The organism is Ruminococcus sp. AM26-12LB, from assembly GCF_003480785.1.
GTDB lineage: Bacteria > Bacillota > Clostridia > Lachnospirales > Lachnospiraceae > Blautia_A > Blautia_A fusiformis.
The window spans coordinates 1-24,043 of the sequence record NZ_QUJX01000025.1 but is presented as its reverse complement, the minus strand read 5'-3'; the positions used below and the strand labels follow the sequence as shown (position 1 = coordinate 24,043).

At 44.2% G+C, this 24,043-nt stretch carries 24 protein-coding genes; all 24 read left to right on the top strand.

What is annotated here, in order from left to right; genetic code table 11:
* The first annotated feature begins 178 nt into the window (after positions 1–178).
* The 24 genes from DW694_RS15660 (at position 179) to DW694_RS15550 (ending at position 23,759) form a co-directional block, all read left to right on the top strand.
* A complete protein-coding gene (locus DW694_RS15660) occupies positions 179–1,021 on the top strand; it encodes a S1-like domain-containing RNA-binding protein (RefSeq protein ID WP_021652585.1) in 843 nt (280 codons plus the stop codon).
* A 105-nt stretch (positions 1,022–1,126) separates the two neighbouring features.
* Positions 1,127–4,594 carry a DNA polymerase III subunit alpha gene (locus DW694_RS15655; RefSeq protein ID WP_022426228.1) on the top strand — a complete coding sequence of 1,156 codons (3,468 nt, stop codon included), beginning with the start codon at positions 1,127–1,129 and terminating at the stop codon, positions 4,592–4,594.
* A 68-nt stretch (positions 4,595–4,662) separates the two neighbouring features.
* Positions 4,663–5,652 (top strand): 6-phosphofructokinase, encoded by a 990-nt coding sequence (pfkA, locus tag DW694_RS15650; RefSeq protein ID WP_059086454.1) that lies wholly within the window; start codon positions 4,663–4,665, stop codon positions 5,650–5,652.
* Positions 5,653–5,660: 8 nt separating this feature from the next.
* Positions 5,661–7,055 (top strand): potassium transporter TrkG, encoded by a 1,395-nt coding sequence (locus DW694_RS15645; protein ID WP_215638580.1) that lies wholly within the window; start codon positions 5,661–5,663, stop codon positions 7,053–7,055.
* Between the two features lie 13 nt (positions 7,056–7,068).
* On the top strand, positions 7,069–7,728 hold the full coding sequence (locus tag DW694_RS15640) for a TrkA family potassium uptake protein (protein ID WP_015526730.1): 660 nt from the start codon (positions 7,069–7,071) through the stop codon (positions 7,726–7,728).
* Between the two features lie 36 nt (positions 7,729–7,764).
* Positions 7,765–8,541, top strand: coding sequence for an RNA methyltransferase (locus DW694_RS15635; RefSeq protein ID WP_015526729.1), 777 nt, complete (start codon positions 7,765–7,767; stop codon positions 8,539–8,541).
* Positions 8,542–8,556: 15 nt separating this feature from the next.
* On the top strand, positions 8,557–8,997 hold the full coding sequence (locus DW694_RS15630; RefSeq protein WP_021652591.1) for an NfeD family protein: 441 nt from the start codon (positions 8,557–8,559) through the stop codon (positions 8,995–8,997).
* A gap of 3 nt (positions 8,998–9,000) precedes the next feature.
* On the top strand, positions 9,001–9,942 hold the full coding sequence (locus DW694_RS15625; RefSeq protein ID WP_015526727.1) for an SPFH domain-containing protein: 942 nt from the start codon (positions 9,001–9,003) through the stop codon (positions 9,940–9,942).
* Positions 9,943–9,968: 26 nt separating this feature from the next.
* Entirely contained in the window at positions 9,969–10,967 is a 999-nt protein-coding gene (argF, locus tag DW694_RS15620; protein ID WP_015526726.1) for an ornithine carbamoyltransferase, read from the top strand.
* Positions 10,967–11,773 (top strand): biotin--[acetyl-CoA-carboxylase] ligase, encoded by an 807-nt coding sequence (locus tag DW694_RS15615; RefSeq protein WP_059086451.1) that lies wholly within the window; start codon positions 10,967–10,969, stop codon positions 11,771–11,773. The genes argF and DW694_RS15615 overlap by 1 nt, the downstream gene beginning before the upstream one ends.
* Before the next feature lie 131 nt (positions 11,774–11,904).
* Positions 11,905–12,273, top strand: a complete 369-nt coding sequence (locus DW694_RS15610; protein ID WP_015526724.1) for a DUF6145 family protein — start codon at positions 11,905–11,907, stop codon at positions 12,271–12,273.
* Positions 12,274–12,276: 3 nt separating this feature from the next.
* Positions 12,277–13,251, top strand: a complete 975-nt coding sequence (dusB, locus tag DW694_RS15605; RefSeq protein ID WP_173741550.1) for a tRNA dihydrouridine synthase DusB — start codon at positions 12,277–12,279, stop codon at positions 13,249–13,251.
* A 115-nt stretch (positions 13,252–13,366) separates the two neighbouring features.
* Positions 13,367–14,317, top strand: coding sequence for a glycosyltransferase family 2 protein (locus DW694_RS15600; protein WP_118753300.1), 951 nt, complete (start codon positions 13,367–13,369; stop codon positions 14,315–14,317).
* 269 nt (positions 14,318–14,586) lie between these two features.
* On the top strand, positions 14,587–15,072 hold the full coding sequence (greA, locus tag DW694_RS15595) for a transcription elongation factor GreA (protein WP_015526720.1): 486 nt from the start codon (positions 14,587–14,589) through the stop codon (positions 15,070–15,072).
* Positions 15,073–15,136: 64 nt separating this feature from the next.
* Positions 15,137–17,170 (top strand): lysine--tRNA ligase, encoded by a 2,034-nt coding sequence (gene lysS / locus DW694_RS15590; RefSeq protein ID WP_021652594.1) that lies wholly within the window; start codon positions 15,137–15,139, stop codon positions 17,168–17,170.
* Between the two features lie 245 nt (positions 17,171–17,415).
* The gene (locus tag DW694_RS15585) at positions 17,416–17,685 is read left to right on the top strand and encodes a DUF6462 family protein (RefSeq protein WP_015526719.1); all 270 of its coding nucleotides are present in this window, start codon (positions 17,416–17,418) and stop codon (positions 17,683–17,685) included.
* On the top strand, positions 17,675–17,902 hold the full coding sequence (locus DW694_RS15580; RefSeq protein WP_015526718.1) for an excisionase: 228 nt from the start codon (positions 17,675–17,677) through the stop codon (positions 17,900–17,902). Before DW694_RS15585 ends, DW694_RS15580 begins: the two co-directional genes overlap by 11 nt.
* A gap of 13 nt (positions 17,903–17,915) precedes the next feature.
* Positions 17,916–18,299, top strand: a complete 384-nt coding sequence (locus tag DW694_RS15575) for a TnpV protein (RefSeq protein WP_015526717.1) — start codon at positions 17,916–17,918, stop codon at positions 18,297–18,299.
* A 45-nt stretch (positions 18,300–18,344) separates the two neighbouring features.
* Positions 18,345–18,644: a hypothetical protein gene (locus DW694_RS15570; RefSeq protein WP_021651153.1), complete on the top strand. Its 300-nt coding sequence runs from the start codon at positions 18,345–18,347 to the stop codon at positions 18,642–18,644.
* Positions 18,645–18,753: 109 nt separating this feature from the next.
* Positions 18,754–19,362, top strand: a complete 609-nt coding sequence (locus tag DW694_RS15565; RefSeq protein ID WP_015526714.1) for a recombinase family protein — start codon at positions 18,754–18,756, stop codon at positions 19,360–19,362.
* Between the two features lie 255 nt (positions 19,363–19,617).
* Positions 19,618–22,431: a DNA methyltransferase gene (locus tag DW694_RS15560; RefSeq protein WP_118753299.1), complete on the top strand. Its 2,814-nt coding sequence runs from the start codon at positions 19,618–19,620 to the stop codon at positions 22,429–22,431.
* Between the two features lie 291 nt (positions 22,432–22,722).
* Positions 22,723–23,106 (top strand): hypothetical protein, encoded by a 384-nt coding sequence (locus DW694_RS15555; RefSeq protein WP_180214226.1) that lies wholly within the window; start codon positions 22,723–22,725, stop codon positions 23,104–23,106.
* A 198-nt stretch (positions 23,107–23,304) separates the two neighbouring features.
* Positions 23,305–23,445 (top strand): hypothetical protein, encoded by a 141-nt coding sequence (locus tag DW694_RS17020; RefSeq protein WP_015526712.1) that lies wholly within the window; start codon positions 23,305–23,307, stop codon positions 23,443–23,445.
* A gap of 71 nt (positions 23,446–23,516) precedes the next feature.
* Positions 23,517–23,759 (top strand): hypothetical protein, encoded by a 243-nt coding sequence (locus DW694_RS15550; RefSeq protein ID WP_044961316.1) that lies wholly within the window; start codon positions 23,517–23,519, stop codon positions 23,757–23,759.
* Positions 23,760–24,043: the final 284 nt, after the last annotated feature.

Sequence of the window (24,043 nt, the reverse complement as noted above, 5' to 3'; positions counted from 1 at the left end):
CAGACTGACCCAATGTGGGGGCAGATTCCCCCATGAATGTTAAATAAAAGGTAGTGACGGAAAGAAATTTCCGAAGCTGCCTTTTTTGTGCTTTCTATAATAATTCTCTTATGTTATAATGCAGGACAGACAGCAAATAGTAAATGATCATATATAGTTTTAAGGAACAGGAGTAAGAATGATAGAATTAGGTAAAAAACAGAAATTACTGGTTGTAAAAACCGTGGATTTCGGAATATATCTTGGAGAGGACCGAAACGCACCTCAGAATGAGCGGGTGCTTCTTCCGTCCAAACAGGTACCGGAAGGAACCAAAGCAGGTGATGAGATCGAAGTATTCATCTATAAGGATTCCCAGGACAGACTGATCGCAACTACCCGTGAGCCGATGCTTCAGGTAGGACAGACCGCAGTCCTTAAGGTAAAACAGGTCACCAGGATCGGTGCTTTTCTTGACTGGGGACTGGAGAAGGATCTTCTTCTTCCGTATCATGAGCAGACCAACCGGGTCCGTGAAGGCGAGGAGTGCCTGGTAGCTCTTTATGTAGATAAGAGCAGCAGACTCTGTGCAACCATGAAGGTGTATCATTATCTTTCCACCAGAACTCCTTATGTACCGGGAGATTCGGTAAAGGGGCGTGTCTATGAGATCAGTGGGAATTTCGGCGTTTTTGTTGCGGTAGATGATAAATATTCCGCTCTGATCCCGGCACGGGAGGCAACAGGCAAGTACAGACCGGGAGCTATTCTTGATCTTCGTGTCACAGAGGTGAAAGAGGATGGCAAGATGAACGTCAGTGACCGCCAGAAGGCTTACATTCAGATCAATGAGGATGCAGAGAGCGTATTCAGCGTGATCGAGGAATTTGCAGGGGTGCTGCCATTTGATGATCATGCCTCACCGGAAGTCATCAAGAGAGAGTTTGGCCTCAGTAAGAACGCATTCAAGCGTGCAGTCGGCCATCTGATGAAAGAAGGAAAAGTAGAGATCCGTGATAAGAGGATCTACATTAAAAAATAACAAGGTGTTGACCGGCTCCGGATCAGACACGCTCCGGCACGTTCCGAGAAAAGTGCAGAGCGGGGAGGATCCGGAGCCCTGTTTTTACAGTAAGGAGAGAAGGATTTGGAGTTTACACATTTACATGTCCATACAGAATACAGTCTTCTGGATGGCTCCAATAAGATCAAAGAGTATGTAGCCAGAGTAAAAGAACTGGGAATGGACAGCGCGGCGATCACCGATCATGGCGTTATGTATGGTGTGATCGATTTTTACAGGGCTGCCAGAGAAGCCGGGATCAATCCCATCCTGGGATGCGAGGTTTATGTGGCTCCGGGTTCCCGCTTTGACCGTGAAGTGGGAAGTGGCGATGACCGTTATTACCACCTGGTTCTGCTGGCCGAGAATAATCAGGGATACAGCAACCTGATGAAGATTGTATCCAAGGCATTTGTGGAAGGATTTTATTACAAGCCACGTGTGGATCTGGAACTTCTGGAAAAATATCACGAGGGTATCATTGCCTTAAGTGCCTGCCTGGCGGGAGAGGTCGCCAGATATCTTGCACGTGGAATGTATGAGGATGCCAAGATCGCGGCATTACGTTACCAGGATATTTTCGGAAAAGGAAATTTCTTTCTGGAGCTTCAGGACCATGGGATCCCGGAGCAGCAGACCGTAAACCAGCAGCTTCTCCGTATGCACAGAGAGACGGGGATCGATTTGGTTGCCACCAATGATGTGCATTACACTATGGCAGAGGATGCGGAACCACATGATGTTCTTCTTTGTCTGCAGACTCAGAAAAAGCTCAGCGATGAGAACAGAATGCGCTATGAGGGTGGCCAGTATTATGTGAAATCGCCGGAGGAGATGGCGAGGCTTTTTCCATATGCGCTGGAAGCGCTGGAAAATACGCACAGGATCGCGGAGAGATGTCATGTGGAGATTGAATTTGGTGTGACCAAGCTGCCGAAATATGATGTGCCGGACGGATTTACCTCCTGGGAATATCTGAACAAGCTTTGCCATGAGGGACTTGAGCAGCGTTATCATCCGGTAACAGAGGAGCTGAAAAAGCGCCTGGATTATGAGCTGTCTACGATCAAAAACATGGGATATGTAGATTACTTTCTCATTGTATGGGATTTTATCAAATATGCCAGGGACAACGATATCATGGTCGGTCCGGGACGAGGCTCTGCCGCAGGAAGCCTGGTTGCCTATACACTTGGGATCACCCAGCTGGACCCGATCCGGTATGATCTGCTCTTTGAACGTTTCCTGAATCCGGAGCGAGTATCCATGCCGGATATCGATGTGGATTTTTGCTTCGAACGGAGACAGGAGGTTATTGATTATGTAAGAAGAAAATATGGTGATGACTGCGTGGTTCAGATCGTTACCTTCGGTACACTGGCAGCCCGCGGTGTCATTCGTGATGTAGGCCGTGTTCTGGATATGCCTTATGCCCAGGTGGACACCATCGCCAAGATGATTCCACAGGAGCTGAATATCACCATTGACAAGGCACTGGGAATGAATCCGGAGTTTCGCAAGGCTTACGAGGAACAGGACGATATCCATCGTCTGATCGATCTGGCAAAACGTCTGGAGGGGCTTCCGAGGCATACCTCCATGCATGCGGCAGGTGTTGTGATCAGCCAGAAGGATGTATCGGAATACGTACCCCTTTCCAGAGCACAGGATGGTTCCATTGTCACGCAGTTTACCATGACAACACTGGAAGAGCTGGGACTTCTGAAAATGGATTTCCTGGGTCTCCGTACCCTGACGGTTATCCAGAATGCTGTGAAAATGGTGGAAAAAAGTACCGGTATGCTTCTGGATATGCAAAAGATCGACTACAACGACAAAAAGGTACTGGATTCTCTCGGAACAGGACGTACTGACGGTGTGTTCCAGCTGGAGAGTGCCGGAATGAAAAGCTTCATGAAGGAGCTGAAGCCTCAGAGCCTTGAGGACGTGATCGCGGGAATTTCGCTTTACCGTCCGGGTCCCATGGATTTCATTCCGCAGTACATCCGCGGAAAAAACCGTCCGGATACCATCCGTTATGACTGTCCGCAGATGGAGCCGATCCTGAAGCCGACCTATGGCTGTATCGTATACCAGGAGCAGGTTATGCAGATCGTCCGTGAGCTTGCAGGCTACACCCTTGGACGAAGTGACCTGGTGCGCCGTGCCATGTCCAAGAAAAAAGCTTCTGTTATGGCAAAAGAACGCCAGAATTTCGTTTACGGAAACGTGGAAGAGGGAGTACCGGGATGTATCGCCAACGGTATTTCCGAGGAGATCGCAAACAAGATCTACGATGAGATGACAGATTTTGCAAAGTATGCCTTCAATAAGTCTCACGCTGCCGCTTATGCAGTGGTTTCCTACCAGACGGCATATCTCAAATATTACTATCCGGTAGAATTTATGGCTGCACTGATGACATCCGTTGTGGAAATGCCGAACAAGGTTGCCGAGTATATTTCTGTATGCCGCCAGATGGGGATCCGGATCCTTCCGCCGGATATCAATCATGGTGTTTATGGCTTTTCTGTTGACAATGGTTCCATTCGTTATGCACTTTCTGCCATCAAGAGTATCGGCCGTCCGGTAATCGAGGGGATTGTGCGGGAGCGTGAGGAGCACGGAGAATATACCTCCCTGAAAACATTTATTGAGCGAAATATCGACCAGATCAACAAGAGAGTTGTGGAAAATCTGATCAAGGCCGGAGCGCTGGATTGCCTGGAGGGAAACCGGAATCAGAAAATGACGGTTTATACGCAGATCATAGACAGTATCAACCAGGATAAGAAGCATACCATGGCGGGACAGCTGAGTCTTTTTGATATTGCGCCTGAAGAAGATAAAAAGGAATTTGAGATCCGTATGCCGCAGGCAGCAGAATATCCGAAGGAGACGATACTGACCTTTGAGAAGGAAGTTCTCGGCATCTATCTCAGCGGTCATCCGCTGGAGCGTTACCGGAATATGATGGAAAAAATGATCTCTGCAAAAACTTCTGATTTTCAGCCGGATGATGAAACAGGGATACCGGAGGTTTACGATAACCAGAAAGTGATCGTGGGTGGAATGATCACGGATAAAACCATAAAATATACAAAGAATAATAAGGTAATGGCGTTCCTTACAGTGGAAGATCTGGTAGGCACCGTGGAGGTTGTGGTATTTCCACGTGATTACGAAAAATGCCAGATGTTCCTGAATGAAGATGCCCGGCTCTTTATTCAGGGAAGAGTATCCGCAGAAGACGACAAAGCCAGCAAGCTGATCCTGGAAAAGGTCCGTCTTTTTGATGATATGCCAAGAGAACTGTGGCTCCAGTTTGAAAGCCGGGAAGAGTACGCAAAAGCCGAGACCGGTCTGGTAGACGATCTGATGGAATCCAGAGGAAACAGCACGGTGGTTATTTATCTCAAAGATGTCAAGGCAATGAAGAAACTTCCCCCTGCTTATCAGGTCCATATCGAGGATTCCTGGCTGGAGCGCATGTGTAAAAAATATGGAAGTTCCAATGTTAAAATTGTGGAGAGAGTATTGAAAAACTTATAAAAATGCTATAAACTATACCCGAATATGTGTATTACAATAGGTTGTTTCATAAGATGGAGGATAACAATATGGCAGAGAACAAAATCAAAACGATCGGCGTTTTGACCAGTGGCGGTGACGCACCTGGAATGAATGCTGCAATCCGTGCTGTTGTCAGAAGAGGATTAAGCAGCGGACTGAACGTAAAGGGAATCTATAAAGGATACAGCGGTCTCTTAAATGAAGAGATCAGAGATATGACAGCAAAGGACGTTTCCGATACGATTGAGCGAGGCGGAACAATTCTTTATACTGCCAGATGTGCAGAGATGAGAACAGAGGAAGGACAGCAGCAGGCTGCAGAGATCTGCAGAAAGCATGGAATCGACGGTCTTGTTGTTATCGGTGGAGACGGATCCTTCGCAGGTGCTCAGAAGCTTGCGAACCTTGGAATCAATACCATTGGCCTGCCGGGAACTATTGACCTTGATATCGCATGTACCGAGTACACCATCGGTTTCGATACTGCTGTAAATACAGCTATGGAAGCTATTGACAAGGTACGTGATACATCCACATCCCATGAGAGATGCAGTATCATCGAGGTTATGGGACGTAACGCCGGATACCTTGCAGTATGGTGCGGTATCGCAAACGGTGCTGAGGATATCCTGATCCCGGAGAAATATGATTACGATGAGCAGAAGCTTATTGACAATATCGTAGAGAGCCGTAAGAAAGGCAAGAAACACCATATCATCGTAAATGCTGAGGGTATCGGCCATTCAGAGGCTATGGCGAAGCGTATCGAGGCTGCAACAGGTATCGAGACACGTGCAACGATCCTTGGTCACATGCAGCGTGGTGGAAGCCCTACATGTAAGGACCGTGTATATGCGTCCATGATGGGTGCTCTTGCAGTAGATCTTCTTGTTGCCGGAAAACGCAGCCGTGTGGTTGGATACCGTCATGGTGAGTTTGTTGATTTCGACATCAATGAGGCTCTTGCAATGCAGAAGAATGTAGATTCCTACATGTGGGAGGTCTGCAATTCTCTTTCTCATAATTACAGAAAATAAAGATATTTATGAACTTAAAAAAAGTTTCAGACGGATTGCATAAACTGAATACGTCACAAATAATTGCCCTCGGCTTTGCGGGGGTGATTTTTGTAGGTGGACTTATTTTGTGGATGCCGTTCTGCAGTGCACCCGGGCAGGCTGTTACCTTCCCGGATGCTGTTTTTACAGCGGCGACCAGCGTATGTGTGACAGGACTTTCCACAGTTGTTATGGCAGTCCAGTGGAGCCCCATTGGAAAAGCGGTTATCCTGTGCCTGATACAGATCGGCGGGATCGGACTGGTCGCACTGGCGAATATGATATTCATCAGCCTCCGGCGGAAAATTTCCCTGAAAAACCGACGGATCATCAAGGAATCCTATAACCTGGATGAAATGGGTGGAGTCGTGGCTGTAGTCCGCAGTGTGGTGAAATGCGTGTTTCTTGCAGAAGGAATCGGTGCGGTCCTGTATGCGTTTTGCTTTGTACCGGAATTTGGAATAAAAAAAGGTCTGGTGCATGCCATATTTCTGGCGGTATCTGCATTCTGCAACGCTGGGATCGATCTTTTCGGGGAAACAAGCCTTTCGGTATATGTGAGCAATCCGCTGGTCAATATCACTACGATTGGCCTGATCATTGTGTCAGGTCTTGGATTTATCGTCTGGTGGGATCTGTGGGATAAATTCCGCAAGGTTCTGAGAAAAGAGCTCTCCCCATCCAGAGTTTTTCGTGTACTGCGGCTTCAGAGCAAGCTGGTCCTTACGATGACCGGGATCCTGGTATTTTCAGGAGCATTTCTGGTATTTATCTTTGAATCCGGAAACCCTTCCACGCTGAAGGGGGCACCACTGGGAACAAAGCTCATGGCATCCTTTTTCCAGTCAGTGACAACACGTACGGCGGGATTTTATACCATGGATCAGTCACTTTTGTCCACACCTACCGTGATCATTTCCCTGCTGTGGATGTTTATCGGAGGATCACCCATGGGCACTGCCGGTGGTGTGAAGACTACTACCATTGCGGTTCTGATCCTTTCCATTGCAGCATATCTTCAGGGAAAAAAGGATGTAGAGGTATACGGCCGCAGGATTCGTGAGAGCTATCTCCGTTCTGCCATGGTTGTTGCAGGAACCAGTGTGCTGATCCTTTTTACCATGACGGTGCTTTTGTCCGCAGTAATGCCGGGAGTGGATCTGGCAGATGTCTTATATGAGATCACTTCTGCGGGGGCTACAGTAGGACTTTCCAGAGGACTGACACCTCAGCTGAATGTGGCAGGCAAGTGGATCGTGATCCTTACCATGTATCTGGGACGTATCGGACCGCTGACACTTGGAACAGCAGTTGTGATGCGTGTACGCAACAGGCCGGGAAGCACAACGCATCTCGGTGAAGAAGATATCATGATTGGTTAAACAGGAGAATAGAATGAAAAATAAATCTTTTGCCGTGATCGGGCTTGGACAGTTTGGAATGACTCTGGCGGTGACGCTGGCAGAGTCAGACTGCGATGTCCTTGCCATTGATGACAAAGAAGAAAATATCGAAGAGATTTCCGAAAAAGTAACCTATGCGGTAAAAGCAGATGTCCGTGAACCGGGAATCCTGAAGGCTCTGGGAGTTCAGAATGTGGATGTAGCCATTATCGCGGTTGCCGAAAATCTGGAAGCCAGTATTTCCGCGACCATGCAGGCCAAGGATCTGGGAGTGCCCTTTGTAGTTGCAAAAAGTATGAATTCTCTTCATGGACGTATACTTGACAAAATTGGTGCAGATAAGATCATTTATCCGGAACAGTCCATGGGACTGCGAGTTGCCAGAAATCTTATGTCCGGCGGGTATTTGGATGTGTTTGAGCTTTCAGCGGAGTTCAGTATGGCGGAGTTTTCCATGCCGGTATCCTGGAGTGGAAAAAATCTGGTAGATCTGAATGTACGGGAGCGTTTTCACATTAATATCATTGGCATCAAGCAGGGTGAAAATGTCACGGTAGATCTGGATCCTTCCGAACCGCTTCCGGACAACTGTTCCATAATCGCCATCGGAAAAAACAAGGATCTGAATGCAAGTCGTGAGGAATTACGTTAACCGAATACGGATTGCCGGAAGGAGAGAAATAAAAGTATGATAACCAGTGTATCAAATGCAAAAATAAAAAATGTCATGCAGCTGAACCAGAAGGCAAAAGCCAGAAGAGAGCAGGGACTTTTTGTGGCAGAGGGCCGGAAAATGTTTCTGGAAGCACCGGAAAGCTGGGTTTCCCAGGTGTTTGTCTCCGAGACCGTTTCCCGGGATGGAGAGCTGATGTCTCAGGCAGAAAAATATCCCTGTGAGATCGTGAAGGATTCCGTATTTCGTCAGATGTGTGATACCAAGACTCCCCAGGGGATCCTGACAGTTCTGAAGCTGCCTTCCTGGAGCGAGGAAGAGGTACTGGCGGGAAAAAATCCTCTGGTCATGGTTCTGGAGGATCTTCAGGATCCGGGAAATGCGGGAACCATTCTCAGGACCGGTGAGGGCGCCGGCGTAAGCGGAGTTTTCCTCACAAAAACCTGCGTGGATATCACAAATCCCAAGGTGATCCGTTCTACTATGGGCTCCATTTACAGAATGCCTTTTCTATATGTGGAAGATGTGGTATCATTAGAAAAGAAGCTGAAAGAAAAGGGAATCCGCAGTTTTGCAGCTCATCTGAAGGGTGAGAATTCCTATGATCAGGAATCCTATAAGGGCGGCACCGCTTTTTTCATCGGAAACGAGGGAAAGGGCCTGACCGATCAGGCAGCGGAGGCAGCAGACTGTCTGATCCGCATTCCCATGTGCGGAAAAGTAGAATCACTGAATGCTGCCATGGCATCAGGAATCCTGATGTACGAAGCTGCAAGACAGAGAAGAGAATAAGAGAGGAGGGGTTTTATGACACCTTTGGCCTGGCTTGGAATACTGGCAATTTTACTGGTAATTGAAGCAATCACGGTAGGACTTACCACTGTCTGGTTTGCAGGCGGTGCTCTTGTGGCGTGCATTGCCTCGTGGCTTGGTGGGGGAATTGTTGTACAGCTCCTTTTATTTTTCGGAGTTTCCGTGGTGCTTCTGATCTTTACCAGACCTCTGGCGGTCCGCTACATGAACAAGGGCGTGGAAAAGACCAATGCAGAGAGCCTTCTGGGAAAAAGAGCCGTAGTGATACAGCCGGTCAACAACCTGGCCCAGACCGGGCAGGTGAGGATCAATGACATCGAGTGGACTGCACGGACCGCAGATGACGGGGAAGAAATTCCAACAGGTGCAGTGGTTGAGATCGAAGAGATCCGCGGAGTGAAGCTGATCGTAAAAGAAATTAGCAAGGAGGGCTAAATTATGGGTGGAGTTGTTGTTTTGCTTGTAGTCATCGTTCTTGTGCTGTGGGTACTTGCATCCTGTATCCGCATTGTACCGCAGGCCTATGCAGTGGTACTGGAACGTCTTGGCGCTTACAAGGCTACCTGGAGTACAGGAATCCATTTCAAGGTTCCGTTCATTGAGCGTGTTGCAAGAAGAGTAAACCTGAAAGAACAGGTTGTGGATTTTCCACCGCAGCCGGTAATTACCAAAGATAATGTAACCATGCAGATCGATACGGTTGTATTTTTCCAGATCACAGATCCGAAGCTTTACGCATATGGCGTTGAGAATCCGATCATGGCGATCGAGAATCTTTCTGCTACAACACTTCGTAACATCATCGGTGATATGGAGCTGGATGAGACACTGACATCCCGAGAGGTTATCAATACCAAGATGCGTGCTTCCCTTGATGTGGCTACAGATCCATGGGGAATCAAGGTTAACCGTGTGGAGCTTAAGAACATCATTCCTCCGGCAGCCATCCAGGATGCCATGGAGAAACAGATGAAGGCTGAGCGTGAGAGACGAGAAGCCATTCTGAAAGCAGAAGGAGAGAAACGTTCCACCATCCTTGTTGCTGAGGGTAAAAAACAGTCCGCTATCCTGGATGCTGAGGCTGAGAAGCAGGCGGCGATCCTTCATGCGGAGGCTCAGAAGGAGCGTATGATCAAAGAGGCTGAAGGACAGGCACAGGCAGTCCTTAAAGTACAGCAGGCAACTGCAGAAGGACTTCGTATGATCAAGGAAGCAGGAGCAGATGAATCTGTTCTTACTCTGAAGAGCCTGGAGGCTCTTACAAAGGTTGCTGACGGTAAGGCAACGAAGATCATCATTCCGTCCGAGATACAGGGCATCGCAGGGCTGGCAACATCCCTGAAGGAAATCATGACAGATAAACCGGCAGAGCAGAAATAAATCTGCAGCCATGAGGAGGACATATTATGAATCTTAAAGGAAGAAATTTCCTGACACTGAAAGACTTTACACCGGAAGAGATCACTTACATGATCGACCTTGCAGCAGATCTGAAGGCAAAGAAAAAAGCAGGAGAGCTTCATGAGTATTACAGAGGTAAGAATATTGCCCTGATCTTTGAAAAAACAAGCACAAGAACACGCTGTTCCTTCGAAGTGGCAGCTCATGATCTGGGAATGGGTTCTACCTATCTGGATCCCACAGGCTCCCAGATCGGAAAGAAGGAGAGCATCGCAGATACTGCAAGAGTTCTCGGAAGAATGTATGAGGGAATCGAGTACCGTGGCTTCGGTCAGGATATTGTTGAGGAGCTTGCGAAGCATGCAGGTGTACCGGTATGGAATGGTCTGACAAACGAGTATCATCCGACACAGATGCTTGCAGATATGCTGACAGTACGTGAGCATTTCGGCAAACTGAAAGGCCTGAAGCTTGTATACATGGGCGATGCCCGTTACAACATGGGTAACTCCCTGATGGTTGTATGCTCCAAGCTTGGTCTTGATTTCGTAGCCTGCACCAACAAGAAATATTTCCCGAATGATGAGCTTGTAGCACAGTGTCAGCAGTGGGCAGAAGAGGCAGGTTCCACCATCACTCTCACAGAGGATGTGGAGGCAGGAACAAAAGATGCGGACATCATCTACACAGATGTATGGGTATCCATGGGCGAGCCTGACGAAGTATGGACAGAGCGTATCCACGACCTGACACCATACAAGGTTACCAGACATGTAATGGAGAACGCCGGTGAAAAGGCGATCTTCCTTCACTGTCTGCCGGCATTCCATGATCTTAAGACAAAGATTGGAAAAGAGATGGGCGAGCGTTTCAACCTTACAGATATGGAGGTTACAGACGAAGTATTCGAGTCTCCGCAGTCCAAGGTATTCGACGAAGCTGAGAACCGTATGCACACCATTAAGGCTGTGATCGTTGCAACATTAGGAGAGCCGGAGAAATAATGTCAGATTTATTTAATGAAGAAATAATTTCACAGGCAACACATACAAAATGGGCGGGCAAAACCGTCCATTTTGCAAGAGAAACAGATTCCACAAATCTCTGGGGAAAACGTGCCTGGAGGGAAGAAGGCGCAGGACACGGAGAGCTGTTTGTGGCAGAATATCAGTCCGCAGGACGCGGACGTTTTACAAGACGATGGAGTGCGCCGCCGGACAGTGCCATTACTATGAGTATCCTTATCTGCCCGGAATTTTCTCCACAGAAGGCGCCGATGCTGACACTTGTTATGGGACTTTCAGTTGCACAGGCAGTAGCAGAGCTCGGTCTTGAGGTAGGGATCAAATGGCCTAACGATGTAGTTGTTTCCCGCAAAAAGATCTGCGGTATCTTAACCGAAATGACCATGAAGCAGGATAAGATCGGCTGTGCAGTTATCGGAGTCGGGATTAACGTAAATATGGAAAGCTTCCCGGAAGAAATGGCAGATAAGGCTACCTCTCTGTATCTGGAAAGCGGACATCCCTTTGACCGGGCACAGGTAGTCGGACTTGTGATGAAGCATTTTGAGGAAAATTATGAGAGATTTGTACAGACAGAGGATCTCAGCGGCCTGAAACCGGATTATGAGAAAATGCTGGCCAATCTGAACCAGCCGGTACGTGTACTGGATCAGAATGATCCATATGAGGGGATCGCAAGAGGGATCAATGCCGGCGGAGAGCTTCTGGTAGAGCGTGCAGACGGTACAGTCGAGGAAGTAAATTCCGGAGAGGTTTCTGTACGTGGTTTATACAGCTATGTGTAAAACATGCAGCACAGATCGGATAAAATTTCCGGCAGCGATTTTCCGTTGATGTTTTATTGCAGTAGTGGAAAAAACAAGAATCTCCCTGCTTTAGCTGCGGGGAGTGTCAAGTTATAAATAAAGGAGATTTTATGTATCAGGATAACATTGTGCTCTGCGGAGCAAGCTCTTATGAGCAGAAATATTATTTTAACCAGGATTTTGCGTCTCTTCCTGAGACGGTAAAGCAGGAGCTGCAGATCATGTGTGTGCTTTTCACAGAGGATGTAGGCGGGATCCTGACACTGGAATTTGATGAGGACGGCAGTCTGCAGTTTAAGACAGAAGCCCTGGAGGCAGATGCCCGTTTTGACGAGATCGGAAGTGCACTGAAGATCAAGGAACTCCAGCGGGACAAAAGAGAGCTTCTGGAATCTCTGGAAATGTATTACAAGGTATTTTTCCTGGGAGATATCCCGGATGAGGAACTGCAGAAAAAAGCAGATGCCGTTGAGGAATGATCCATGAAGATGCAGTGGAAGATCGGAAATGTGGAGATACCGAATCCCTTTGTGCTTGCACCGATGGCAGGGGTTACGGATCTGGCATTTCGAAGACTTTGCAAGGAGCAGGGGGCTGGCCTGATCTGTATGGAGATGGTCAGTGCCAAGGCGATCTCTTTTCATAATAAGAATACAGAGGCGCTGATGGAGATCGATCCCGGGGAGCATCCGGTATCCATGCAGCTTTTCGGCAGCGAGCCGGACCTTATGGCAGAGGTGGCAAAAAGCATTGAGGAGCGTCCCTTTGACATTCTCGATATCAATATGGGATGTCCGGTTCCCAAGGTGGTAAATAATGGCGAGGGCTCAGCTCTTCTGAAGGATCCTCAGCTGATCGAAGAGATCGTCCGCAGTGTTTCCGGAGCAGTTTCCAAGCCGGTAACGGTGAAGGTCCGCATTGGCTTTGATGAAAATACGCCGGTGGATGTGGTGGAGATCGCAAAACGGGTGGAGGATGCCGGTGCAGCAGCCATCGCAGTTCATGGAAGGACCAGACAGCAGTATTATTCCGGTCAGGCGGACTGGGATGCTATCCGCAGGGTGAAGGAAGCGGTGACTATTCCGGTGATAGGAAACGGAGATATCGTTTCACCGGAAACTGCAGAAGCCATGTTTAAAGAGACTGGCTGCGATGCGGTGATGATCGGCCGTGCAGTACGTGGGAACCCGTGGATCTTCCGGGAACTGAACCACTATTTCCGCACCGGGGAAAAGCTTTCCAGGCCAACCGCAGAGGAAGTATGTGAGATGATCCTGCGCCATGCCGAAGATCAGATCGCGATAAAGGGTGAGTATATCGGGATCCGTGAAATGCGGAAGCATGTAGCCTGGTATACAGCCGGTATGCGGCACAGTGCGGGAATCCGGAGAGAATCTAATAATATTTCAAGCTATGAAGAACTGAAAAAGCTTACAAACATGGTACTGGAGCGATAAAAGAGAAAAGTATGTCGGAGAAAACGAAACGTTCTATTGACAAGGAGCGGGGCGCGTGCTACAGTCAGTTAGCGGGAATCCGCAGAAAGTTTTTTTGTTTTACAGGAGAAAAATAATGGCAGATAAAATAGCAGTTTTAATTCCTTGCTACAACGAAAGCAAGACGGTAGCAAAGGTTATCCGCGATATGAAAAAAGCACTTCCGGAAGCTGTGATCTACGTATATGATAATAACTCTACAGATGGAACAGACGAGATTGCCAGAAAAGAAGGGGCAGTTGTCCGTTATGAGTATCAGCAGGGAAAAGGAAACGTGATCCGCAGTATGTTTCGGGATATCGATGCGCAGTGTTATCTTATGGTAGATGGCGACGATACTTATCCGGCAGAGTTTGCAGCTGAAATGTGCAGCAAGGTTCTGGAGAAAGGTACAGACATGGTAGTTGGTGACCGCCTTTCTTCTACATATTTTACAGAGAACAAGAGACCTTTTCACAACTTTGGAAACAGCATCGTAAGAGGTTCCATTAACCGTCTTTTCAAAAGCAACATCAAGGATATCATGACAGGTTACCGTGCCATGAGTTACCGCTTTGTAAAAACATTCCCGGTACTTTCCAGGAATTTTGAGATCGAGACAGAGATGACGATCCACGCCATCGATAAGAACATGCAGGTTGAGAATGTAGTCATTGAATATCGTGACAGGCCGGAGGGAAGTGAGTCCAAGCTGAATACTTATGCAGATGGATTTAAGGTCCTGAAGACTATTGTGAAAATGTTCAAGAATTACAAGCCGCTGGAGTTCTTCTCCCTTATCGCAGCAGTGCTGTTTGTGGTGGGAATGGTATTCTTTATTCCGGTGCTGGTACATTTTCTGGAGGTTGGGACAGTGGAAAAGATCCCGACACTGATCGTCAGCGGGTTTGTGATCCTGACAGCTATCATCTGCTGGTTTTCCGGGATCATCCTTTCTACACTGGTCAATCAGCATAAACAGGATTTTGAGTATCAGACACAGATGGTGACTAATCGTTATAAAGATCTTTTTCCGGAGAAGAGATAAGGAATCAGACCGGGCAGGATAATACAGAAAAGCCGTGTTGAAATCTGAGATTTCGCGCGGCTTTTTTTGCATATTTCAGGGACCCTTTTTCGACGTGGAATGCTTGACAATACTGGGGCTTTTCGGTATAATACAGGAATTGTGAATATCCTGAGATTTTTACGCCCTTTTTTAGAAAAAAGAGCTCTTGGGAATGGTAGCAACAGAAATATCCGAAGCTGTATTTTTTTCAGAAAAAACAGCACGGTTTTGAAAGGAAGTAAGGCAAAATGGAAGAAGCAAAGAAGAACTTACTCACATACGCAGGACTTAGAAAACTGGAAGACGAGCTGCACGATCTGAAAGTTGTTAAGAGAAAAGAAGTAGCAGGAAAGATCAAAGAGGCCAGAGAGCAGGGAGACCTTTCTGAGAACGCAGAGTACGATGCAGCAAAGGATGAGCAGAGAGATATCGAGGCACGTATCGAGGAGATCGAGAAGATCCTCAAGAACGCTGAGGTTGTAGTAGAGGACGAAGTCGATCTTGACAGAATCAGCGTAGGCTGCAAGGTTAAGGTTCATGATTATGAATTTGAGGAAGATATGGAGCTGAAGATCGTAGGTTCCACAGAGGCTAACAGCCTTGAGGGAAAGATCTCCAATGAATCTCCGGTAGGTAAAGCACTGATCGGTGCACACACCAACGATATCGTTGAGGTTGAGATGCCGTCCGGAATCATGAAATACAAGGTTCTTGAGATCCAGAGAAACGTATAAAGCAGACAACGGAGCGGATCGCACAGATCCGCTTGAACGACAGATAGATTAAGGAGGCCAACAAGTGGCAGAGCAGAAGAAGCAGGATGTAAACCAGTTGCTTAAGGTACGTCGTGACAAACTGGCAGACCTTCAGGCAAATGGCAGGGACCCGTTTCAGATCACAAAATTTGATCAGACACATCATTCCCTTGAGGTAAAGAATCTCTATGAAGCACATGAGGCAGAGCTTCTCAAAGATCGCAAGGAGCTTGATGTAACAGGTCTTGATGAAGAGCAGGCAAAAGAGGCTCAGAAGAAGGATTATGAAGAAAGAAGAAGCATCATGGACGCAAGCCCGATCCATGTATCAATCGCAGGACGTATGATGTTCAAGCGTGTAATGGGAAAAGCTTCTTTCTGCAATATCCAGGATTTACAGGGTAACATTCAGGTTTATGTGGCAAGAGATGCCATTGGAACCGATTCCTATGCAGATTTCAAGAAATCTGATATTGGCGATATTTTTGGTCTGGAGGGATTTGCTTTCAGAACAAGAACAGGTGAGATCTCCATTCATGCAGAGAAGATGACTCTTCTTTCCAAGAGCTTACAGATCCTTCCTGAGAAATTCCACGGACTGACAGATACAGATACCCGTTATCGTCAGAGATATGTGGATCTTATCATGAACCAGGACAGCAAGAATGTATTCATCAAACGTTCCCAGATCCTTAAGGAGATCCGTAACTTCCTTGCAGGACGTGACTTCATGGAAGTTGAGACACCAATGCTGGTTTCCAACGCAGGCGGTGCAGCTGCAAGACCATTTGAGACACATTACAACGCACTGAACGAAGACGTTAAGCTTCGTATTTCCCTGGAGCTTTATCTTAAGAGACTGATCGTAGGCGGACTTGAGAGAGTTTACGAGATCGGCCGTGTATTCCGTAACGAGGGTGTTGATACCCGTCACAATCCGGAGTTCACTCTGATGGAGCTTTATCAGGCATATACTGATTATGAGGGAATGATGGAGCTGACAGAGTCTATGTTCCGTTACCTTGCAGAGAAGGTCTGCGGTTCCACAAAGATTTCCTACAATGGTATCGAGATCGATCTTGGAAAGCCTTTCGCACGTCTGACCATGAACGATGCCATCAAGAAATATGCAGGAATCGACTTTGACGAAGTAGCAGATGATGAGGCAGCCAAGAAGCTTGCTGACGAGCATCATATCGAGTATGAGGATCGCCATAAGAAGGGTGATATCATCAACCTCTTCTTCGAGGAGTACTGTGAGAAAGAGCTGATCCAGCCGACATTTATCATGGATCATCCGATCGAGATCTCTCCGCTGACCAAGAAGAAACCTTCCGATCCGAACAAGGTAGAGCGTTTCGAGCTCTTTATCAATACATGGGAAATGTGTAACGCATATTCCGAGCTCAACGACCCGATCGATCAGAGAGAGCGTTTCAAAGCACAGGATGCTCTTGCAGACGCAGGTGATGAGGAAGCCAACCACACAGATGAAGACTTCCTGAATGCACTGGAGATCGGTATGCCGCCAACAGGTGGTATCGGATACGGAATCGACCGTCTCGTTATGCTCCTGACAGACAGCCAGGCAATTCGTGACGTACTTCTGTTCCCGACAATGAAGTCACTGGACGCTGATAAGAAAGTTTCCAAGACAACAAACAGCACTTCTGAAGCTGCACCGGAGAAAGAAGAAGTGATCGATTTCTCTAAGGTAAAAGTGGAGCCGTTATTCGAAGAATTTGTAGATTTCGATACTTTTAGCAAGTCTGATTTCAGAGCTGTAAAGGTAAAAGCATGTGAAGCTGTTAAGAAATCCAAGAAGCTTCTGCAGTTCACTCTGGATGACGGAACAGGCACAGATCGTACGATTTTAAGCGGTATTCACGCTTATTACGAGCCAGAAGAACTGGTAGGCAAGACACTGATCGCTATCACAAATCTGCCTCCAAGAGCTATGATGGGAATTGAATCCTGTGGTATGTTGCTTAGTGCAATCCACGAAGAAGAAGGAGAAGAAAAACTTCATCTTCTGATGGTTGATAACCACATTCCGGCTGGTGCAAAGCTGTACTAAAATTAAATATAAAATGTCTAAAACCATGATGTCAGACCGCATTTGACAACAATTTGACAACAAAATTTGGGATAATAATGAATCGTTATGAAGCATGACGAATTTCAGGTGGAAAGACACGGGTTTGGCAATGAAGCAAGAGCACTTCTTAGAGTTGATCTAAGAGGTGCTTTTTTTCGTGGAAAAGTTATATTCCGGCAGTCAACTTCTGTAAAACAGTAAATCTAATTTTGGAGGAAAGCATTATGAATGAAAAGTACAAACCGATTACAAGTATGAAGGAAGTTCCGGAACATTTAAGAAAATTACGCCGACAGTATCTGCGATATCAACAGGCAGAGATTATTTACAGTATCTCTCATAAGAAACTCTTAGAGCTTGCCAGTGATGCAGGAGCTATTTACAGAATTGATGGAACGGTACTGATTCGTCGTGATATTTTTGATGATTACCTGGAACGTTTCCATGAACCGGCAACAGGAAAAGATAAGGAGAAGAAGACAGATGAGCGGTAATGTATGGATGTTTTCAGATGAGATTGACGATGAAGATCTGGAATTTATGAGCCATGACTATGTGACCTACAATATGGCGTGTGAGTATTACCGGTTGGGAATGAAACCTGTTATTCGCATGGCACATGAAGCTGGAGCAGTCTATAAGATTGGAAAGAAAGTTTTGATTCGAAGAAGTATATTTGAAGCATATTTACGTGAGCAAAGGAAAATCTGAGGGAGGCAAGCACATGAGCGAATTAAGAAAAAAGATACATGATGATAATAATGGATTGGATTATGTACTGGTAGGAGATTATTATCTGCCAGTGTTATCCTTACCGGAAGAAACCAGACCGATTGGCTGCTGGGGGATGCTACGGAAGGAATATCTGAAAGAACATAAATCAGGAATGTATAGCTGTCTTCTTCTGACCGCCAGGCTGGACAGTCATCTGGCAGATGTGAATGAACAGGCACAGGAACGCTTTGAGCTGATTGAAGCACAGATGAGAAGTGCTGAGGGCGTAACAGAGGACTTGAAAGCACAGAATCCTATGGAATGGGTTCGCAGGGCAAATAATATCAGGAATCGTGCACAGGAAATTGTATTGAACGAATTGGTGTATGTATAGGAGGGCAAATGAGATACAGGATTGAGAAAGAGCAGGTGGGAATCTATGAAAATGACAAAAGAAATTGAAGAATTTTTAAATCTGGCAATAACAGAACACATGGGAAAGGCATATACGGACTGGAAATTAAAACAGCAAACAGATACAGAACCAGATAAAGTCGAGGAAGAATATGAAAAAGTAATAGTTTCACTTTCGCCGGAGCAGGAAGAAGCGATTACGAAATATTGTGATGCTATATTCAACAGTGGAGCAGATACAGAGGAATTCTTTTATCGACTGGGATTAAAAGATGGGATGAAGTTGAAAAAGTGCATGAAACAGATCCTTAAAGCATTGTCCTGAATAAGAGAGTAGTTTAGAGTGAAAAAGTTCAGAGAAGACATGGGGAGCTGTCTTTCTTTTGGGGAAGACAGCTTTTCACCTATCAGAGACTATGCAGGAGGAAACAAGGATGGGAAATATATTTGGATATATACGTGTCAGTAGTCGGGATCAGAACGAAGATCGGCAATTGATTGCATTGAAGGAGTTGGCTATCCCAGAAAAGAATATTTTTATTGATAAACAGTCTGGAAAAGACTTCAAGCGCCCACAATACAGAAAAATGATTCGACGTGTCCGGAAAGATGATCTTCTTTATATAAAAAGTATTGATCGCTTAGGACGTAACTATGCGGAAATACTGGAACAGTGGAGAATTCTCACAAAAGATAAAGGAATTGATATTGTGGTTCTTGATATGCCTTTACTTGACACTCGCCGGGGAAAAGATTTGATGGGAACGTTTCTGTCAGATATTGTATTGCAGGTACTGTCATTTGTAGCAGAAAACGAAAGAACAAATATTCGGCAAAGGCAGGCAGAAGGTATTGCAGCGGCAAAAGCCAGAGGTGTGCGGTTCGGTAGACCACCAAGCAGATTGCCAGATAATTTTCACGATGTGTATCAGCGGTGGAAAAACGGGAAAATAACTGGAACGTCTGCTGCGAAAGAATGTAATATGCCCTTATCAACTTTTCGGTATCGTGCAGAAATTTACGAAAAAGCCAAATTATTGTAAGGTGGGTGTTTTACATGAAAGTGTACTTTTTGACAAGTGCTTTGGAGGTATCGTCAACGAACTTCTATCGTTGGAAGATAGGCTGTTTTATGATATTATGGAGTAGTAGAGAAAAAATGAGCATTTTACAGGAAAGTACACATTTTTGCAGATGAATGATGATATACAGATACATGATAAGTATCGGTACTTTACCTGTCTGAGTTAATAGATTATGAATATGAGAGCTTACGGATACGCAGGAGGAAAAAAACGATGACCGATGCAGAACAGAGGGAAGCTGCCCGCCAATTTGCAAATAAATGGAAGGGGAGAGGAAGAGAAGATGAGGATGGAAGATCATATTGGATTGATTTTCTGTCAAACGTTCTTGGAATGGAGAATGTGACAGATCGTGTGGAATTTGAGAAAAAAGTTGTGGTAGATGGAAATACAAAAAGAATTGATGTGTATATTCCAGAAACGCATGTATTGATTGAACAAAAGAGTCTTGGTAAAGCACTGGACCATAAGATTATGAATTCTGGTTCAATAGAACTGACGCCGTATGATCAAGCAAAACGATATAATGATAATCTCCCATATGATGAAAAGGCACGTTGGATCATTACCAGCAATTTCTCTGATATATGGATTTATGATATGAATGCCAGAGTACCGGAGGCAGTAAAAATATCATTGGATGAAATACCGAGTAAGTATCCGTTGCTTGATATTTTAATAAAGAAAGATGTGCAGAAAATCTCTCACGAGATGGAAGTATCGATTAAAGCAGGAGATATTGTTGGACTGCTTTATGAAGCATTCCTTACACAGTATAAGATTCCAGAAGTAAAAGCGAAAGAGGAAACCATTGAACAAAAAGAGAAAAGAGAGCATAAACTGAAAAGTCTGAATGCTTTATGTGTTCGAATTGTGTTCTGTCTTTATGCCGAGGATGCTGGGATTTTTGGAAAACGGAATATTTTCCATGATTATCTGAAAGCATATGAAGTGAAAGACTGTAGGCGTGCATTACTGGAACTGTTTAAAGTCTTGGATACACCTGTCTCTGAGAGAGACGAATATTTAGAAGAAGATTTAGCACAGTTTCCGTATGTGAATGGTGGATTGTTTTCAGATGAAACTATTGAGATTCCGCCGTTGACAGAAGAAATCAAAGAATTACTTTTGACCAAAGCTTCTGAAGATTTTGACTGGAGTGATATATCCCCTACAATTTTTGGGGCAGTGTTTGAGTCAACGTTAAATCCAGAAACGAGAAGATCCGGTGGAATGCACTATACAAGTATTTCCAATATACATAAAGTGATTGATCCGTTGTTTCTCGATAAATTGCAGACGGAATTTCATGAGATTTTGAAAATACAGGTGCAGAGGACAAAAGTAAAACGTCTGGATGAATTTCAGAATAAACTGGCTTTACTGACATTTTTAGATCCGGCTTGTGGTTCGGGAAATTTTCTGACGGAAACATATTTATCACTTCGACGGTTAGAAAATGAAGTCATTCGTGAAAAAGTTGGTGGTCAGATGACGTTGGGAGATGTTCATAATCCAATCAGAGTATCCATTCAACAATTTTATGGAATTGAGATCAATGACTTTGCCGTGACAGTAGCAAAGACAGCTTTGTGGATTGCAGAATCACAGATGATGGAGGAAACAAAAAATATTGTATATGGGTTCAATGATGATTTCCTTCCGTTGAAGACGTATGTAAATATTGCAGAAGGTAATGCACTGAAGATAGATTGGAACAGCGTTGTTTTGGCTAAGTCATTATCTTATATAATGGGGAATCCACCTTTCGTTGGTGCAAGGTGGATGGGAGAAAAACAAAAAGAAGATGTTGCTGATATATTTGCTGGATGGAAAAGTGTAGGTAATCTCGATTATGTAAGTTGCTGGTATAAAAAGGCATCTGATTACATGAAGGAAAATATAAATATCAGAGCAGCTCTTGTATCGACTAATTCAATTACTCAGGGAGAGAGCGTTTCCATTTTGTGGAAACCACTGTTTGAAGATGGAATACAAATTGATTATGCATATAGAACATTTATATGGGATAGTGAGGCTTCAATCAAAGCACATGTACATTGTGTCATTATAGGATTTAGTAGAAAAAATGGTGCAGAGTATCAGAAGAAGATATATTCCAAGGACGATATAATAGTAGCAAAAAATATTAATGGTTATCTGCTGGATGCAGATAATATTTCAATTGAAAAAAGAATGAAACCTTTATCAGATGTTCCACCTATTTCATTAGGAGGACAGGCAATAGATGGCGGATATTTGATACTTACGGAAGAAGAAAAAGAAGAATTGATATCTAAAGAGCCACAGGCAATATCTTTCATCAGACATTATATGATGGGAAAAGATTTTATTGATAGAAAACCAAGATATTGTATATGGCTGGTTGGGGCAGATCCATTATTATTGAAACGGTGTCCGCTTGTCAGAGAAAGAATTGATAAAGTTCGTGAATTTAGAATGGCAAGCACGAGAAATAATACAAGAAAAGCTGCAGATACTCCAGGATTATTTGCATCAATACTTGAATATGATTCTCCGTATATAGCGATACCGAAGGTGTCATCACAAAACAGAAGATATATTCCAATGGATTATCTGGATGGTGAAATTATTCCGGGTGATAAACTTTTTACAATGCCATCTGCAACAAGCTATGAGTTTGGTATATTGATGTCGAATGTTCATATGGCATGGACAAGAGTTGTATGTGGCAGATTAAAGAGTGATTATAGTTATTCTAATACGATTGTTTACAATAATTTCCCATGGCCGTCACCTACGGATGAACAAAAAGAAAAGATAAAGAAAACTGCACAGGCAATCTTAAATGCCAGAGCACTTTATCCAAATAGCAGTCTTGCAGATCTTTATGACCCGTTGACTATGCCGCCGGAATTACTTAAAGCACATAACGCAAACAACAGAGCTGTGATGGAGGCTTATGGATTCAGCACTAAAATGTCGGAAGCCGATTGTGTGGCAGAATTGATGAAAATGTATCAGAAGCTGACAGAAGAAAAATAGAAAATAATGATTAACCGAAAAGGCATTACCCGCAAATGGTTAGTGCCTTTTGTTTTGACTACTATAAAAATTGTATCTGTTTTCAGTTAAATTCTTTTAAATAAAAAGTATTCGCATGAGTTTTAATACAAATGTACAAAATGACAAGTGAATAAATAATAAAATAATAGAAGAACAAAAGATGAATAAAAAACAAATAAAAGACGAAAAGAAAACAAGAAAATAAATAGGATTGAACAGAATGGATGAATATGTTATAATCATATAGAAAACAGAAAGGAGGCGAGCAGAGTGATTGATTTATCAAATTTTAAGACGTTTGACTTTAGCGAGGGTGTACCATATATTTCGATTACAAGTAATGGTATTACATTCAACAAATCTGTAATCATGAAGATGAAATACCCAACATATGTAAAGCTTCTGATAAACGAATCTGATAAACAGATTGCGGTTCAAGCATGTGATGAACATGATGATAAGTCAGTACAGTTTTATAAGGAAAAATCAAATGGTGTTTTGTCGGTTCGATGGAATGCAAAAGATTTGATTAACACGATTGCAAGAATTTGTGATTGGGATTTGAGTCAGTTGTCGTATCGAGTAAATGGCGTATTAGTTCCAGAAATGAATTTAATGCTGTTTGATTTGAATGAAGCAGTCACTATGATATAAGGCTTGCAACTTTTCTGATTCCAAAAAAAGAGTTCATTTGAGATTAGGGCCTCAAACGAACTCTGGCGGAAATAGCAGAGACAAAAGATCATCTACTAAAACCATATCTTTCAAATATATTTTAGTATTTGTTTCTGCCAATTTCCATACTTTTTCGGATTCGTCTGAGAAAAATCTTTTGGAAAGGAGGCAGATTGCATGGTAAAATGTGACCAGACTGACATGGTTTTTACAGCATATATTACATTAAGAAATGGAAATCGTTTATATGCTAAGCAGGTTGGCAAAAAGGTATTTTGCTTTCCACGTAAAGAAGCCAAAGAAAAGAACGATAAATAAATTATAAGTAACAATATGTTCGAGAATGTTTGATGATCACATTCTCTCTTAAAAAGAAAGAGAGACAAAACATGAATAAAAAATCAAGTGGACAGAAATTATCAACACAGGCTTCAAAAATTATGAGATCGAATAATAGTTCTCAAATTCAGAAGTCATTAGCTGCAAGTGTATTGTCACAGAGAAACACCGGAAAAATTACTGGTAAAGCTATGGAAACAAAGGCATCTATGGTAATGAACAGTAATAAGTATTCTGGAACAACAAAGAGTTTAGCTGCAAGTGTACTTTCGCAATCAGATAAAAACAGATAAATAATGATTATCCCAAAGGGCATTAACCGTAAATGGTTAGTGCCTATTTTTTTTGCTTTTTTTCAAAATCATCTGACATTATATCCTTTGCCACGTGTGATTAGTGGAAAAATGATTTTTCTAAGAAAATATCTGCCCTCACGTTCTATGTGACAGGTAATTAGTGAAGAAATATTTCATTTATGTATAACAAACTTGCAAAAGAGGGTTGGTAAATACCGTTTTTAAAGCTTTATATGCAAATTACGCTCAAACGGAATGCCAGTTCCGCTACTGCGGAACGG

Bases quoted from the DNA above. Each gene is read 5' to 3' on its own strand.
- DW694_RS15660 (WP_021652585.1), top strand. From the start codon at position 179: ATGATAGAATTAGGTAAAAAACAGAAATTACTGGTTGTAAAAACCGTG.
- pfkA (WP_059086454.1), top strand. From the start codon at position 4,663: ATGGCAGAGAACAAAATCAAAACGATCGGCGTTTTGACCAGTGGCGGT.
- DW694_RS15645 (WP_215638580.1), top strand. From the start codon at position 5,661: ATGAACTTAAAAAAAGTTTCAGACGGATTGCATAAACTGAATACGTCA.
- DW694_RS15640 (WP_015526730.1), top strand. From the start codon at position 7,069: ATGAAAAATAAATCTTTTGCCGTGATCGGGCTTGGACAGTTTGGAATG.
- DW694_RS15635 (WP_015526729.1), top strand. From the start codon at position 7,765: ATGATAACCAGTGTATCAAATGCAAAAATAAAAAATGTCATGCAGCTG.
- DW694_RS15630 (WP_021652591.1), top strand. From the start codon at position 8,557: ATGACACCTTTGGCCTGGCTTGGAATACTGGCAATTTTACTGGTAATT.
- DW694_RS15625 (WP_015526727.1), top strand. From the start codon at position 9,001: ATGGGTGGAGTTGTTGTTTTGCTTGTAGTCATCGTTCTTGTGCTGTGG.
- argF (WP_015526726.1), top strand. From the start codon at position 9,969: ATGAATCTTAAAGGAAGAAATTTCCTGACACTGAAAGACTTTACACCG.
- DW694_RS15615 (WP_059086451.1), top strand. From the start codon at position 10,967: ATGTCAGATTTATTTAATGAAGAAATAATTTCACAGGCAACACATACA.
- DW694_RS15610 (WP_015526724.1), top strand. From the start codon at position 11,905: ATGTATCAGGATAACATTGTGCTCTGCGGAGCAAGCTCTTATGAGCAG.
- dusB (WP_173741550.1), top strand. From the start codon at position 12,277: ATGAAGATGCAGTGGAAGATCGGAAATGTGGAGATACCGAATCCCTTT.
- DW694_RS15600 (WP_118753300.1), top strand. From the start codon at position 13,367: ATGGCAGATAAAATAGCAGTTTTAATTCCTTGCTACAACGAAAGCAAG.
- greA (WP_015526720.1), top strand. From the start codon at position 14,587: ATGGAAGAAGCAAAGAAGAACTTACTCACATACGCAGGACTTAGAAAA.
- DW694_RS15585 (WP_015526719.1), top strand. From the start codon at position 17,416: ATGAATGAAAAGTACAAACCGATTACAAGTATGAAGGAAGTTCCGGAA.
- DW694_RS15580 (WP_015526718.1), top strand. From the start codon at position 17,675: ATGAGCGGTAATGTATGGATGTTTTCAGATGAGATTGACGATGAAGAT.
- DW694_RS15575 (WP_015526717.1), top strand. From the start codon at position 17,916: ATGAGCGAATTAAGAAAAAAGATACATGATGATAATAATGGATTGGAT.
- DW694_RS15570 (WP_021651153.1), top strand. From the start codon at position 18,345: ATGAAAATGACAAAAGAAATTGAAGAATTTTTAAATCTGGCAATAACA.
- DW694_RS15565 (WP_015526714.1), top strand. From the start codon at position 18,754: ATGGGAAATATATTTGGATATATACGTGTCAGTAGTCGGGATCAGAAC.
- DW694_RS15560 (WP_118753299.1), top strand. From the start codon at position 19,618: ATGACCGATGCAGAACAGAGGGAAGCTGCCCGCCAATTTGCAAATAAA.
- DW694_RS17020 (WP_015526712.1), top strand. From the start codon at position 23,305: ATGGTAAAATGTGACCAGACTGACATGGTTTTTACAGCATATATTACA.
- DW694_RS15550 (WP_044961316.1), top strand. From the start codon at position 23,517: ATGAATAAAAAATCAAGTGGACAGAAATTATCAACACAGGCTTCAAAA.